Annotated in this window: 16 protein-coding genes; 11 read left to right on the forward strand and 5 right to left on the reverse strand. The window is 60.7% G+C overall.

Annotation, left to right across the window (positions count from 1 at the left end; translation table 11 throughout):
• Positions 1-125: 125 nt before the first annotated feature.
• The 6 genes from AC1AV0_RS05990 (at position 126) to AC1AV0_RS06015 (ending at position 5,058) form a co-directional block, all read left to right on the forward strand.
• The gene (locus AC1AV0_RS05990; protein ID WP_476572080.1) at positions 126-929 is read left to right on the forward strand and encodes a Cof-type HAD-IIB family hydrolase; all 804 of its coding nucleotides are present in this window, start codon (positions 126-128) and stop codon (positions 927-929) included.
• A gap of 298 nt (positions 930-1,227) precedes the next feature.
• Positions 1,228-1,773: a hypothetical protein gene (locus AC1AV0_RS05995; RefSeq protein ID WP_476572082.1), complete on the forward strand. Its 546-nt coding sequence runs from the start codon at positions 1,228-1,230 to the stop codon at positions 1,771-1,773.
• Between the two features lie 110 nt (positions 1,774-1,883).
• Complete coding sequence (locus AC1AV0_RS06000) at positions 1,884-2,420, forward strand: peptidylprolyl isomerase (RefSeq protein ID WP_476572084.1); 537 nt, start codon at positions 1,884-1,886, stop codon at positions 2,418-2,420.
• A 125-nt stretch (positions 2,421-2,545) separates the two neighbouring features.
• Positions 2,546-3,469, forward strand: coding sequence for a LysR family transcriptional regulator (locus AC1AV0_RS06005; protein WP_476572086.1), 924 nt, complete (start codon positions 2,546-2,548; stop codon positions 3,467-3,469).
• Positions 3,470-3,595: 126 nt separating this feature from the next.
• Positions 3,596-4,600: an aldo/keto reductase gene (locus tag AC1AV0_RS06010; RefSeq protein WP_476572088.1), complete on the forward strand. Its 1,005-nt coding sequence runs from the start codon at positions 3,596-3,598 to the stop codon at positions 4,598-4,600.
• Positions 4,601-4,659: 59 nt separating this feature from the next.
• Positions 4,660-5,058 (forward strand): cupin domain-containing protein, encoded by a 399-nt coding sequence (locus AC1AV0_RS06015; protein WP_476572090.1) that lies wholly within the window; start codon positions 4,660-4,662, stop codon positions 5,056-5,058.
• 83 nt (positions 5,059-5,141) lie between these two features.
• On the opposite strand, the gene AC1AV0_RS06020 is transcribed toward AC1AV0_RS06015, so the two are convergent.
• The 3 genes from AC1AV0_RS06020 to AC1AV0_RS06030 form a co-directional block, all read right to left on the reverse strand.
• Positions 5,142-6,365 (reverse strand): MalY/PatB family protein, encoded by a 1,224-nt coding sequence (locus AC1AV0_RS06020; protein WP_476572092.1) that lies wholly within the window; start codon positions 6,363-6,365, stop codon positions 5,142-5,144.
• Positions 6,366-6,473: 108 nt separating this feature from the next.
• Entirely contained in the window at positions 6,474-7,475 is a 1,002-nt protein-coding gene (locus AC1AV0_RS06025) for a DUF3737 family protein (RefSeq protein ID WP_476572094.1), read from the reverse strand.
• A gap of 247 nt (positions 7,476-7,722) precedes the next feature.
• Positions 7,723-8,094 (reverse strand): hypothetical protein, encoded by a 372-nt coding sequence (locus AC1AV0_RS06030; RefSeq protein ID WP_476572096.1) that lies wholly within the window; start codon positions 8,092-8,094, stop codon positions 7,723-7,725.
• A 115-nt stretch (positions 8,095-8,209) separates the two neighbouring features.
• Between AC1AV0_RS06030 and AC1AV0_RS06035 the strand changes: the two genes are divergently transcribed.
• Positions 8,210-8,782 carry a TetR/AcrR family transcriptional regulator gene (locus AC1AV0_RS06035; protein ID WP_476572098.1) on the forward strand — a complete coding sequence of 191 codons (573 nt, stop codon included), beginning with the start codon at positions 8,210-8,212 and terminating at the stop codon, positions 8,780-8,782.
• Between the two features lie 9 nt (positions 8,783-8,791).
• Here AC1AV0_RS06035 and AC1AV0_RS06040 read toward each other — a convergent pair whose 3' ends face one another.
• On the reverse strand, positions 8,792-9,271 hold the full coding sequence (locus tag AC1AV0_RS06040; RefSeq protein WP_476572100.1) for a flavodoxin: 480 nt from the start codon (positions 9,269-9,271) through the stop codon (positions 8,792-8,794).
• Positions 9,272-9,368: 97 nt separating this feature from the next.
• On the reverse strand, positions 9,369-10,229 hold the full coding sequence (locus AC1AV0_RS06045; protein WP_476572102.1) for an aldo/keto reductase: 861 nt from the start codon (positions 10,227-10,229) through the stop codon (positions 9,369-9,371).
• Between the two features lie 55 nt (positions 10,230-10,284).
• Between AC1AV0_RS06045 and AC1AV0_RS06050 the strand changes: the two genes are divergently transcribed.
• The 4 genes from AC1AV0_RS06050 (at position 10,285) to AC1AV0_RS06065 (ending at position 14,210) form a co-directional block, all read left to right on the forward strand.
• Entirely contained in the window at positions 10,285-10,815 is a 531-nt protein-coding gene (locus AC1AV0_RS06050) for a MerR family transcriptional regulator (protein WP_476572104.1), read from the forward strand.
• A 97-nt stretch (positions 10,816-10,912) separates the two neighbouring features.
• Positions 10,913-11,545, forward strand: coding sequence for a flavodoxin (locus AC1AV0_RS06055; RefSeq protein ID WP_476572106.1), 633 nt, complete (start codon positions 10,913-10,915; stop codon positions 11,543-11,545).
• 714 nt (positions 11,546-12,259) lie between these two features.
• Positions 12,260-13,273 carry an aldo/keto reductase gene (locus AC1AV0_RS06060; RefSeq protein ID WP_476572108.1) on the forward strand — a complete coding sequence of 338 codons (1,014 nt, stop codon included), beginning with the start codon at positions 12,260-12,262 and terminating at the stop codon, positions 13,271-13,273.
• 70 nt (positions 13,274-13,343) lie between these two features.
• Complete coding sequence (locus AC1AV0_RS06065; RefSeq protein WP_476572110.1) at positions 13,344-14,210, forward strand: LysR family transcriptional regulator; 867 nt, start codon at positions 13,344-13,346, stop codon at positions 14,208-14,210.
• The last annotated feature ends 46 nt before the right edge of the window (positions 14,211-14,256 follow it).

Raw genomic sequence — 14,256 nt, forward strand, 5'->3', positions numbered from 1 at the left:
TTGCTTATAGCGTGCGTAAGATGCCAATGAATCCGCGCCCTTGATAACGCGTTACGGCCTTGCCGTTTCGGTCTTCGGCACGCACCACAATGGTCTTGGGATTCACAAGACGGGAGGCTCCTACGATGGCATCGCATGGCATCAAGGCCGTATTCTTCGATATCGACGGCACGCTCACCAGTTTCACCACCCATGAGGTGCCCGCCTCCACCATCGACGCGCTGCACCGCCTGCAGGAACGCGGCATCAAGGTGTTCGTCTGCACGGGGCGCGCGCCCTCGCATATGGGCGTCGTGCTCGACACAATCCCCGTCGCGTTCGACGGCATCGTCGGACTCAACGGACAATACTGCTTCGACGACCACGGCTATCGCGAATACCAAGCATTGTCGCCGAGCGATGTGCGCACGATCACCGCATGGCTCGACGAGCATCCGGATGTGGTGGCGAACTACTGCGAAGAGGACTACGTCTACTTCAACCAGATCACCGACGCGATGCGCGCGACATGGCGAAAGCTCGGCAAAACCGCGCCGACCACGCATATCGGCGACCCGCATGTGCGGCCCGAGACGCATGAGACGTTCCAGATCAGTCCCTTCGTCGACGAAGCCCTTGAAAGCGAGATCGTCGGACTGTGCGGCAACGTCAAGGGCGTGCGTTGGCATCCCGACTTCACCGATCTGATCCCTGCGGACGGCGGCAAGCCGCGCGGCATGCAACGGTTCATGGAGCGGTACGGATGGTGCCGCGAACAGACGATGGCGTTCGGCGACGGCGGCAACGACACGGAGATGCTCGCGTTCGCCGGCATCGGCGTGGCGATGGGCAACGCCACCGAAGCGCCGAAAGCCGCCGCCGACTACGTGACCGACGACGTCGACCACGACGGCGTCCTCAACGCGCTCACCCATTTCGGCGTGCTCTAAGCCGAGCGCACCACCGTCGGCATTCCACCGCGTCATCCTCTCAAGCGCACCGCACCGTCATCCCGAGCGCGCCACCTGTCATCCCGAGCGCAGTCGAGGGATCCCTCCACCCACAAACGCACTGAGATTCCTCGACTACGCTCCGCTTCGCTCGGAATGACGTTGATAATGGTTATTCGTCATGCTGAGCGGAGTGCAACGGAGTCGAAGCATCTCCACGCCGATGACGAGAGGCGTGAGATAGTTCATGCGCATTCGACTGGAATGTTGCGACTCCAGCTCCGTAGAATGAGTGGGTATGAGCAACACAATGACGCGTATCGTAGCCACCTCCATCGCCGCCATCGCCGCGCTCGCCTTGGTGGGCGGATGCACCAGCAGCGCCGACCGGCAGATTCTTGAGAAACTCGACAGCATGCAGCAGGAAATCGACGAGTTGAAGAACGGTCAGACCGGCGGCACTTCCGGTTCGACGGACTCGACCGACGGCTCCGGATCATCCGCAGACTCGAACGACAGCCAATCCTCCACCGGCACCAACGATTTCGACGCCGCGATCACCGACTTGGAACAGCAGGCCGCTTCCGCGGTCGAAACCGCGGGCAGCGTTTCCGTTCCCTCGAACCTCGCGGACCGTCCAAAAGCGTATATCGACGCCAAAGCGCCGCTTGAGCAGCTCGAATTGCAAATCGATTCCTTGGAGGACCAGATCGAGGCCGCCGTGCGAAGCGGCGCGATCGACCGCCAAACGTATTTCACCTTCGACACCCGTCTCGATGCGATCGACGATTCCCTCGACCAAGCCGGCGACGCCCTCGAACTACGCATGGGCGTAGACGACTGATCAAGCGACGTCGTTTCCGGCAATCGGTCGACTTGCCGACTCGCCTTGACAGGAGACAACCAGTTGCCGCTATCAACTTCCGGTCTGGCGGGCGTGCGAGACTTGAGGGCATGACTACAGTTATTATGCGCACCTCTGAGGGTGACATCACCATCAACCTGTTCGACGAGAAGACCCCGGAGACGGTGGCCAACTTCCTCGGCCTCGCCACCGGCGAGAAGGAGTGGGCCGATCCGATGAGCGGCCAGGCCTCCCATGAGAAGTTCTACGACGGACTGAGCTTCCACCGCATCATCAAGGACTTCATGATCCAGGGCGGCTGCCCACTCGGCACCGGCACCGGCGGCCCCGGCTACAACTTCGACGACGAGATCGTCGCCGACCTGAAGTTCGACAAGCCGTATCTGCTGGCCATGGCGAACGCCGGTCTGCGCCGCGGTATGGACGGCAAGGTCCACGGCACCAACGGCTCGCAGTTCTTCATCACCACCGTGCCCACCCCGTGGCTCGACGGTCACCACACGATCTTCGGCGAGGTCGCGGACGATAAGTCCAAGGCCGTGGTCGACAAGCTCGAAGCCGTCGCCACCGATCCGATGGACCGCCCGCTTGAGCCGGCGATGATCCTGTCGATCGACGTGCAGTAAGCGGCGCGCACGACTGGAATCACCATCAGCTGATAAACCTGTCCAATAGCGAAAGAGCGGCTTGACGGCCGCTCTTTTGTTATATGCTGAACAATCATCACACCCGAATCGAGGAACAGACAGCCATGAGCGACATCATCCCTCCAGCCAAGCCCGCGAAATCACCGCTGGACCTGCATGTGCTGCGGTATTTCCTCGCCGTCGCCGAGGAGCGCAACATCACCTGGGCCGCCGAATTGCTCCAGGTCTCGCAGCCGACGCTCTCCCGCCAGTTGAAGAAACTCGAGGACGACCTCGGCATCGCCCTGTTCCACCGCGGCGCCAAAACCATCGAACTGACTCCCGAAGGCCATCTGCTGTACGACCGCGCGCAGACGCTGGTCGCGCTGGCCGACAAAACCGAACGCGAGCTGCGCGACTCGCAGGGCAACCTCACCGGCAATATCGCCATCGGCTGCGCGGAATCCCGCAGCATGACGTACCTGTCCCGCCGCATCGCCGCGTTCCGCGCGCTGCATCCGCACATCCGATTCGACATCCGCACGCTCACCGCCGACATGACCCAGGAGCGACTGGAACAGGGACTGCTGGATTTGGGGTTGATGAGCGAGCCGGTGGCGGTGGACCGTTACGACTATGTGCGCACGCATGTCACCGACCGATGGGGCATGCTGGTGCGCGCCGACAGTCCGCTGGCCAAGCTGACGGTGATCCGCCCGCAGGATTTGGTCGGCGCGACGATGATCATGCCGTACCGCGCGGAGGTCCAACGCGAGGTGATGAGCTGGTTCGGCGACGTGGCGCAACAGATCACCATGGCCGCCACCTTCAACCTGTCGATGAACGCCGCGACGATGGTGCGCAACGGCGTGGGAATCTCCTTCAGTTTCGACGTTCCGGTTGTGGACGAGAGGCTGCTGTTCCGCCCGCTCTCCCCCAAAATGGAGACTGGCGCGGTGATCGCTTGGAAGAAGGGCCAGTCGATGACGCCGGCCGCGTCCGCGTTCGTCGAATTCCTGCGCGCCGACGAGCCTACGAAGTCCGCATAACCCGCACGTCCCGCGATACCCAAAACGCATGGCGGCGCATGTCGTTTGTTTATTGGCGGCATCGGCGCGCACGGTGTTCAATGATGACAACATCACCATCAACGAACACTCGGTAAGCGAGGCATCATGCGTACACGTACTTTGGGAGCCAACGGCCTAGAGGTTTCGGCCATCGGACTGGGCTGCATGGGATTCACGATGAGCTGGCCGCCGTTCCTGCCGCATGACGAGTCCATTGCGGTGATTCGCAAAGCGCACGACGAAGGCGTCACGTTCTTCGACACCGCCGAGGTCTACGGACCGTTCACCAACGAGGAGCTGGTCGGCGAGGCCGTGGAGCCGTTCCGTGACGAAATCGTTATCGCCACGAAATTCGGATTCGACCTGCACAGCAACGAACTCGACCCCTCCGGCCGCGTGCAGACGCTCGACAGCCGCCCTGAAACCATCCGCGCCGCGGTGGAGGGATCGCTCAAGCGTCTGCGCACCGACCATATCGACCTGCTGTACCAGCATCGCGTCGACCCGAACGTGCCGATCGAAGAGGTGTCCGGCACCGTGCAGGACCTCATCCGCGAAGGCAAGGTGTTGGGATGGGGATTGTCGGAGGCGAGCGTGTGCACCATCAAACGCGCGTATGCCGTATGCCCGTTGACCGCCGTGCAAAGCGAGTATTCGATGTGGTGGCGCAAGCCGGAAGAACAGCTTTTGGACACCTTGGAGGCGTTGGGCGTCGGCTTCGTGCCGTTCAGCCCACTCGGCAAAGCCATGCTTACGGGCCGGTTCGACCGCAACGCGAAATTCTCGGACGACGACTACCGCAGCAAAATCCCGCGCTTCTCTCCCGAGAATCTGGACCACAACGTGGCGCTGGCCGAATATGTGCGCTCGCTTGCCGAAGCGAAAGGCACCACGCCGGCCCGCATCGCCTTGGCGTGGCTGCTCGCGCAGAAGCCTTGGATCGTGCCGATTCCCGGCACCAAGCATGTGAATCGCCTGCAAGACAACATCGGCGCGACGGAAGTGGAGTTCACGGCCGAGGAATTGGCCGACATCCGCAAGCATCTCGACGAATTCGAAGTGGTGGGCGCGCGGTATCCCGAACTTCAGGAAAGCCTGACCAACCGGTAGCCGCGAGCGCCCGCCTATATAAGCAAATCAACCAATAACCACAATCAAGGAGAACAATTATGGAGAATCCCAGCAGCTTCCCGATTGGAGAACCGAACAACGCTTTCGCGCAGTATTTCATCGGCCAGAGCTATCTTGCCCCGCTGATCGACGCGCCTGAAATCGGCGTTCACAACGTCACCTTCGAGCCAGGCTGCCGCAACAATTGGCATATCCACCATGGCTCCCCGCAGATTCTCATCGCTGTGGGCGGTCGCGGCTACTACCAGTTCGCCGGCGAGGAGCCGCACGAGCTCAAGCCCGGTGAGGCGGTCTATGTGCCCGCCGGTACCAAGCACTGGCATGGCGCCGCCCCGAACGAGGCGTTCGCGCATATCGCGATCATGTTGCCGGGTGAAAACGTCTCGACCGAATGGCTGGAGCCTGTGGAAGACGCCGAATACCTCACGCTGAAGTAATTCCAGTTTCAATAAACAAGTTTTGGGGTGTCTGCTTGAAATGAGCGACACCCCATTCGTATGCTCTGATAATTCCGGTCCAATCAGTCGCGCTGTTTGTCAGCGACATAGGCGTTGACGCCGCGGAGGAAACGGTCGAGCGCGTCATATACACGTTCGAGGGGACAGGCGACGTTCAGACGCACAAACCGCGCGCCGTCACCATGGTATTGGCCGCCTGCCGTCAGCAGTAAGCCGGTTGTGCGCTGCAGATAGTCGCCCAAGTCCTCGGTATCTTGCTTGCCGGCGGCGTTCAACACGTTCGAGCAGTCGAGCCATAGCAGATAGGTGGCATCGCCCGGCACCACGCGAACGCCCGTGCCCTCGGGCAACGCTGGCCAGTTCGCGGGATCATGCAGATAGTCGGTGACCACGCGGCGGTTCTCGGCCAGATAGGCGCGCAATTCTTCCAGCCAAGGCTCTCCTTGAGTGAAGGCGGCCACGGTGGCGGGGATCGCGAACGCGCCGGGCTCCCCCACTTCGTCGGTGTTGATGCCGCGCCATACGCGGTGACGCAGGGTTGGGTTCGGCACGACGACCGCGGCGGAATGCAATCCGGCGAGATTGAAAGTTTTCGTCGGAGCCACGCAGGTAACCGAATTGTCGCGGCAATGCGCGCTCACCGAGGCGAACGGCGTGTATTCGACGCCGGGCATGGTCAGGTCGCAGTGGATCTCGTCTGAGACCACGATGACATGGTGCTTCCAAGCGAGTTCGCCGATGCGCGCCAACGTATCGGCGTCCCATACGATGCCGATGGGATTGTGCGGATTGCACAGCAGCATCAGCGAGGTCTGCGGGTTGGCGAGCTTGCGTTCCAAATCGGCGAAGTCGATGGAGTAACGCATGGTCGTCTCGTCGTAGACGAGTGGGCATTCGATCGGGTTGCGGCCGTTGTTGAGAATCGAATTGAAGAAGATGTCGTAGACGGGTGTCATGACCAGCACGTTCTCGGCCGGAGTGGTGAGCTTGCGCACGATGCTGGAGATCGCAGGCACCACGCCGGTGGAGAACACCAGCCATTCCTCATCGAAGCGGAAACCGTGGCGATGCTCCCACCAGTCGGCGATGACGCGCCGCCATTGGGCGGTTTCGATCGCGTAGCCGAATACACCGCGGTCCAGTTCGCGTTGCAAGGCCTCGCGGATCTCCGGAGCGGTGGCGAAATCCATATCCGCCACCCACATCGGCAGTTCGGCGTTGTATTCGTCCCATTTAAGCGATCCGGTGCCGCGGCGGTCGATCAGGGTGTCGAAATCGTAGGTCATAACTACTCCTATAGCACAAAAGATCCCTCGACTCCGCTCGGGATGACGAGGAGGACTTTCCGTCATCCTGAGCGGAGCGTAGCGGAGTCGAAGGATCTCTTCTATTGGTTAGAACGATGCGGGCTTGGTGTCGCGACGGGAATCGATGGCATCGCAGATGATGCGGGTGGCCGACACATCCACCTCGTTGGGGTTCATGGTCAGTTCGCCGATCCGCTCAGCACGGATTGCACCGCCCGACGGATTGAGCACGCTGTCGATGGCGCCGTCGATCTGCACGTCCACGGTGGAGTATTCGAAGGCGAGCGTGGTGTTGAGCAGGCGGCAGTCGCGCATCACGAGGTTGTCGATGTAGCACATGCCCTGCAGGCTTTCGATGGTGCAGTTGACCAGAGTGATGTTCTTCGAGTTCCAACCGAAGTATTCGCCGGAGATGAAGGAGTCGTAGACGGTGATGTTCTCGGCGTTCCAGAAGGCGTCTTTGGAGAGCATGCGCGCGTTGTGCACCTCCACGTTCTTCGCGCCGTCGAAGGAGTAGTTGCCCACCAGCGTGAAGCCGTCGATGGTCGTGTTCTCGCAGTTCATGGCGAAGTAGTCGCCTTTGGCGCTCACGTCATGCATGGTGACGTTGCGGCAGTGCCACAGCGTTTCGGCCGCGTTCGGGAACTGCACGTTCGTCAACCGCACGCCGTCTGCGCGGCGGAAGTTCTTCGGCGCTTCGATGACGCTGTTCTCCACGGTGATGTTGTTCGTGTACCACACGCCGGCACGCGCCATCTCGAACCAGGTGCAGTCCTTCGCGACGATGTTCTCGCAGTACCACAGCGGATACTTCCATTTGAACATGCTGCCGATGAGTTCGATGTCATGCGCGTGCTTGAGCGGCGATTCGCCGTCGGCGAACGTCGAGTCGACGATGCGCTGGTTCGCTGCTTGGAACATCGCGCGCTCGCCGGTAAGCACCTGCTGGCACACGTCCGCGGATTCGCGGTGGTGCTCATGCTCGTTCAGCTGCTGTTTTGCCAGACACGCGCATTCCATCGCTCCACCGCTCACTGCGGAGGTGTCGAGATTATTCAATGAGGCCGTATTCGTTGCCGTTGCGCCCATGATGCTGTCCTTCCTGTCGTATTACCGGCATTCAAACACCATCACAGGCGCATATCAAATACCTAGCGCCGATGCCCCTCCATGCTCAACCGCTATGGAAGTCGTTCCGTCTTGTCTGCTATGCCAAGCCATCTCGAACAAGACTCAATCTCTCAGGAGCATGCGAAAAACGGCTTGGAAGAAGACACATCTCCAATGCTGAGCCGACAGCGAAGTGCATGCCTTTGACGAATGGCTCACGAATCAACTACTTGACGCCTTTGATCATGGGGATGAGGCCAAGCAGCATCACAATGCCGACGATGCCGACGACGATGCCGGGGATCATCCACTGGGTGAACACCATGGTCAGGCACATGCCCGCGCCGAACACCAGCGCGGAGACCAACGCGTACACGCTCACGCCAACGGCTTTGGCGTTCCAGACGATGGCGGGCTTGCCGTCGAAATGGCGACGCACCATCCATGTGACCAGAAACAGCGCCACACCAATCACGCCGACGATCACGCCAGGCATGAACGCGTTCCATTCGGGTAGCAGGCACATGCACATGCCCAGCGCGAACACCAGCGCGGAGACGGTGCCAAGCACCAGGGTCACGTAGTTGGCTTTGCTCATTTGCATTCCTCTCATGCTTGCCGACGGGGGTTCCGCCGTGCCGAAATCGACGATACGTGCGGTTTTACGGCGATTCAATCATCATTACTTCAACATCTGTTGGAATAATGGAAGCATGGTGAATGTGAAGAACAACGCGAGGTTTCTGGCGACGGACCGACGCATCGAAGCCGCCGCGGTGATGTTGCTGGACAACGGCACAGACCGCCCGCTCTCCGTGGCGGATATCTGCCGTAAGGCGAATATCAACAGGTCCACGTTCTACGAGCATTTCACCGATTTGGATGACATGTTCGCGGCCATGCAGGAGTATCTCAACGACGAACTGACCGAAGCGTTCCGGCAGGCCGGCCTACACGAGCCGCTCTCCGAGGGGTCATTGCGCATCTATCTGACGCATATCAGGCAGCATCGCTATTTCTACCGCGTCACGTTGAAGCACAGCCGCCGTCTGCCATTGGATTTGGGCGGAGAAACGCTATGGGACCAGCGCATCCGGCCCGCCGGCGCGGATATCGGCATCAACGACGACGCCGAACTCGCCTATTTCAAAGACGCGCTGATCGCCTCAATCGCCGCCGTTCTGCAGCGTTGGATTGAACGGGACTGCGAGGAAAGCGTCGAACGCATCACACTGATCATGTTCAACGCCATCCCTCGCATCATCGCCTCCCCCACGCGAGCGTGAGGGAATGTCTTACTGCTGGCTGGCGACCCAGTCGCGAATCTCCGCATCGGAGACGGTGGACTGGAAACGATGTCCCTTCTTCCAATCGCCGGTGTCGGCGAGTCCCGCCAGCAGAGTATCGCTTTCGCCCAGCGGCGAGCTGGATGAGGTGCAGAACGGAATCACCGTCTTGCCGGTGAAATCGTTGTCAGTGACGAAACCGTTGACGGGCCATGCGGCGATGCCCCACCAGATCGGATAGCCGATGTACACGGTGTCGTAGGAGTCCCAGTCCGGCACGGCCGCGCTGTCCAGCGGGATTTCGCGCAGCGTCGGATCGTCATGCTCTCGCACGACGCGGCTGTTGGCGTCGCGCCAGTCCAGATCGGCGTCCGTATAGGGTTCGGCCGGGGTGATTTCGAACAGGTCGGCACCGGTGGCGTCGGCGATGGTTTCGGCCACGCGCTTGGTGTATCCTTCGGCGGAATAATAGGCCACAAGGGTTGTCATGATGCTCCTTTGTTGAACGATGAATGTCGATGGAAGCGACACTACTCTCCGGTAGCCGCTACCGGTCAAATTGAGACATGCCGCTCAAACGCAACCGTCAGGCCTTGCCGTGACGGGCGGCGACCATCTCGACGAAAAGGTCCACCGTTTCGGGGGCGTCGTGGTCGAAGAACAGGCTGGAACGGTTGTCGAGTTCGGCGATGGCGGCCATCTCGTCGGCGGTCAGCTCGAAATCGAAAATATCGAGGTTTTCGGCCATGCGCTCTTTGTGGGTGGACTTGGCCAGGGCGATGACGTCGCGCTGCATCAGCCAGCGCAGCGTGACCTGGGCCACGGACTTGCCGTGAGCCTCGCCGATGCGGGCGAGCACGGGATTGTCGAACAGACCGTTGCGGCCCTCGCCGAACGGCGCCCACGCCTCATGCGCCACATGGCGGGCGACCATGTTCTCATGCGCGGCGGTCTGCTGGTGGAACGGGTTGGTCTCGACTTGGTTGACCATCGGGGCGATTTCGTTGAACGCGGCGATGTCGGCGAGACGTCCGGGATTGAAGTTGCTCACACCGATGGCGCGGATGCGGCCTTCGCGGTAGAACTCCTCGAGGGCTCGCCATGCGCCGTAATAGTCGGCGAAGGGCTGATGCAACAGCACCAGGTCGATGTAGTCGAGGCCGAGCTTCTTGAAGGATTCCTCAAGCGAGGCCTTGGCGTTCTCGTAGCCGTAATGCTCGATCCACACCTTGGTGGTGACGAACAGTTCCTTGCGGTCGATTCCGCTGGTGGCGATACCCTCGCCCACCTGCTTCTCGTTGAAATAGGACTGGGCGGTGTCGATATGGCGGTATCCGACCTCGATCGCATCGCGCACGGCCTGCGCGGTCTGCTCCTGCGGAATCTGGAAGACGCCGAATCCCAGTTGGGGGATTTCCACGCCGTTGCTCAGGGTGATGTTGTTCATATGAACTCCTTGCTCGTTTGTGTTGCCGTGTTATCGTTGAGCATAGGAGCCGGTAGTGGCTACCGGTCAAATCGGCGACACGCCGTTGCGGAAGGATGCGACGATGTATTCGATGAAAGAAGCATGCAAACTCGTCAACATGAGCTACGAAACGCTGAAGTTCTACTGCAAGGCGGGGTTGGTGCCCAACGTGCGCCGGGACGAGAACAACCGTCGCGTGTTCGACGAGAAGAACATCGCCTGGATCGGAGCCCTCAACTGCCTACGCGCCTGCGGCATGGGAACCGCGGAAATGAAGGAATACCTCGACCTGTGCCTGCAGGGCGAGTCCTCGATTCCCGAACGCAAACAGATTCTGGAGGCCAAGCGGCAGATTCTCGAACAGCGCATGGCCGAGATCCAGCGCAGCATCGACTATATCGATGCGAAGCAGGAATTCTACAACGGTGTGCTCGAGAGGCGCACCAAGTACTACAGCAATCTCATCGAGGTCGACGACCCGGATGCCGCGATGCCCGAGGAGCTTGCCGCGTTCAACGAGCCGGAGCTCCCCGCCGAACGTCACCTCGTTGGAGCTTTACGGTGATGTTCGCTCACAGCGTGCCGCGAATTTGACCGGTAGCGGTTACCGGAATCTATGGTCGAACCATCCACCGCAACCGACTTTTAGGAGGATGATTCCCATGAAGAAAATCGCAGCGGCGGCCATGAGCATCGTACTCGCCGCCAGTCTCGCCGCCTGCGGAGGAACCTCGCAGTCCGACGCGCAGGATTCCGCCGCATCCCAGTCCGACTCGTCGACGACCACCGACACCCCCACCACCAGCGGCGACGGATCGACGCTCGTGGTCTACTATTCGGCCCAAGGCCATACGGAGGAGGTGGCGAACGCCGTCGCCGATGCCGCCGGCGCCGACATCTTCGTGATCACTCCATCCGAACCGTATACGGACGACGACCTCAACTGGACGAACGATGACAGCCGCGTCGTGCGCGAGCATGACAATCCCGACCAGCGCGATGTGGAACTGACGACCACCGAAGTGCCCAACTGGGATTCCTACGATACTGTGTTCATCGGCTATCCGATCTGGTGGGCCGTCGCCGCGTGGCCGGTCAACGGATTCGTAGAGGCGAACGATTTCACCGGCAAGACGGTGATTCCGTTCTGCACCTCCACCAGCTCGGGACTCGGCTCAAGCGCCACCCAACTGGCCGAACTCGCCGGCACCGGCGACTGGCAGGAAGGTCAGCGCTTCTCATCCAGCGCATCCGAATCGGATGTTCAGGACTGGGTCGCCAGCCTAAATCTGTAACAGAGCCAACCATCCAGCGTGGATGGGCTGTCAGTAAGTGTCGATTCGTCCACACTGAGAGGATTTCAGTGTGGACGAATCGTCGGCATGTGGCATTTCATCCACGCTGAGGACTCTAAGCGTGGATGAGTCGCCACCTACTGTCAGCTCATCCACGCTGAGAGTGCGCTAAACGTGGATGAATCGTCACCTACTGTCAACTTATCCACGTTGAGAGTGCCAATCGTGGATGAATCGTCACTTACTACCAACTTGTCCACGTTGAGAACGTGCTTAGCGTGGATGAATCGCCACCTACTACCAACTTATCCACGTTGGGGAAGCGCCTGGCGTGGGCAATCCGACAGTAAGTGGCGATTCATCCACGCTAGAGAAGGACAATGCGCGTAGAGGACTCCTGAAAACATTCACACCGATGCCATACCGCCATGCCGAGAGGATGATGGTCGGACTCAACCCTCACGACCGGTGCCGTTATACCGAAAGGTTGCTGATCAGGTTCAGCTCTCGTGGCCTATGCCGCCGCCGTATGGAGCTATGCGCATTGCGTATGGGCGATTGCCGAATCCTTACGCGCCGGACGCGTACAGGCGCATAGCATGAACTCATAGCGAACGGAATCGGCCGGTGCCGCGGCACACTTGCGCCACGCGCATTGCCGACGGAACCGCGGAACAGCGAAAACACAGCGAACACATGACGGAGGGGACAGCTATGGGCGAGCGGAACACATCACAAAGGATGCTTGGCGGATCGAAGATCGTGGTGTCTCCGCTGGGGCTGGGCTGCATGGGGTTCACCCACGGCTACGGCGCTCCCATGGATCAGGGCCAAGCGGTCCGCGTGCTGCATGAGGCCTACGAGATGGGATATACGTTCTTCGACACCGCGGAAAGCTATACGGGCATCGATGCCGACGGACGCACGGCATACAACGAGGAATTGGTGGGCGAGGCGATTCGCGGCATGGGAAGCGACGTTGTGGTCGCCACGAAATTCGGCATCGCGATCGCGCCGGATCGCACGCTCATGGTCGACAGCTCGCCTCAGAGCATTCGCAAATCGGTCGAGGGCAGTCTGAAACGCCTGGGCGTCGACACCATCGACCTCTACTACCAGCACCGCATCGACCCCAAGACCTCTCCGGAGACGGTGGCGGAGGTCATGGGCGAACTCATCCGCGAAGGCAAGATCCGCGCATGGGGCATTTCCGAGGCCGACGAGGCCTATCTGCGTCGCGCCCACGCGGTCTGCCCCGTGGCCGCCGTGCAGAACCGGTATTCGATGATGGCCCGCTGGCACGAATCGCTGTTCAAGACTTTGGAGGAACTGAATGTCGCGCTGGTGGCGTTCTCCCCCATGGCCAATGGATTCCTCACCAACAGCTACGATGCCGCAACCACGTTCACGGACGCGGCGGACTACCGCGCCGCCATGCCGCAGTTCAGCGAGGAAGGCCGACGCAAAGCGCAAGGGCTCACCGAACTGATCGCACGACTGGCCCGCGATAAGCAGGCCACCGCCGCGCAGATCTCACTGGCGTGGATGCTGTGCAAGAAGCCGTGGATCATCCCCATCCCCGGCTCAAGGAAGCCCGAGCGTCTGCGGGAGAATTTCGCCGCCTCGCAGGTGACGCTCACCGCCGACGAGATCCACGCCATTGACGAAGCCCTGGACCATATGGATCTGGACGTGTTCGGCGGCAGCCGGATCCGCGGGAATTCCTGACCCGATTCGGCCGACGGCTATGGGCGGGCGGCGTCGACCGGCGCATCCACATGGTGTACAGTCATGGGGTATGTCGGATATGGAGGATCTCGAACAGCTGGTCGCGTTCGCAAAGAAGGGGACGCTGTCCGGTGCCGCCCGCAGTCTGCATATGTCGCAGCCGTCGCTCAGCCGCACGATGCGTCGGCTGGAAAGCGAATTCAAGGTGCCGCTGTTCGAGCGCGACCGCAACACCATCGCATTGAACGAGAACGGCGAGATGGCGGTCGAATACGCAAACCGGCTGCTTGACATGCACGACGAGATGATGCGCCGTGTGCGCGAATACGACCGCAGCCGCCATACCATCGCCGTGGCATCCTGCGCGCCGGCTCCGCTGTGGGAGGCGTCCCGGATTCTTTCGCGCCTGCATCCCGATATGACGGTGTCCAGCGAGATGAAACCCGACTCCGACATGCTTGAAGGCGTGGCGGACGGCACCTACCGGCTGGCCATATTCAACTATCCCCTCAAGGAGACTTTGGATGAGCTGAATCTCATCGGCGCTCCTTTTATGACGGAGACGCTGTATCTGGCGGTTCCGCACGCCCATCCGCTGGCGAGATTCGACGAGATCCAGTTCAAGGACTTCAACGGATACAACATTCTGCTGCTCGACGGCATCGGCTTCTGGGAGGAGGTGTGCCGCGAACGGCTGCCGGCCTCGCGTCTGCTGCGCCAATCCGATTCCGAATCGTTCACCGCCATCGCGCAGACCACCGACCTGCTGTACTTCGTCACGCAGGAATCCATCCGCATCTACGAGCGCCCGGTCCGCGACCGCAAACTCGTGAGAATCGTCGACGCCGACGCCACCGCGGAATTCCATGGCGTATGCCGCGCCGACGACGCCGACTTCCTCAACGTATTCCTTTCGGCCGTGGCATCCCGCTCGTAAAAGAAAAAGACGTGGCGTCCGGGGAATGGAGGTACCCCGGACGCCA

The organism is Bifidobacterium sp. LH_558, assembly GCF_056356295.1.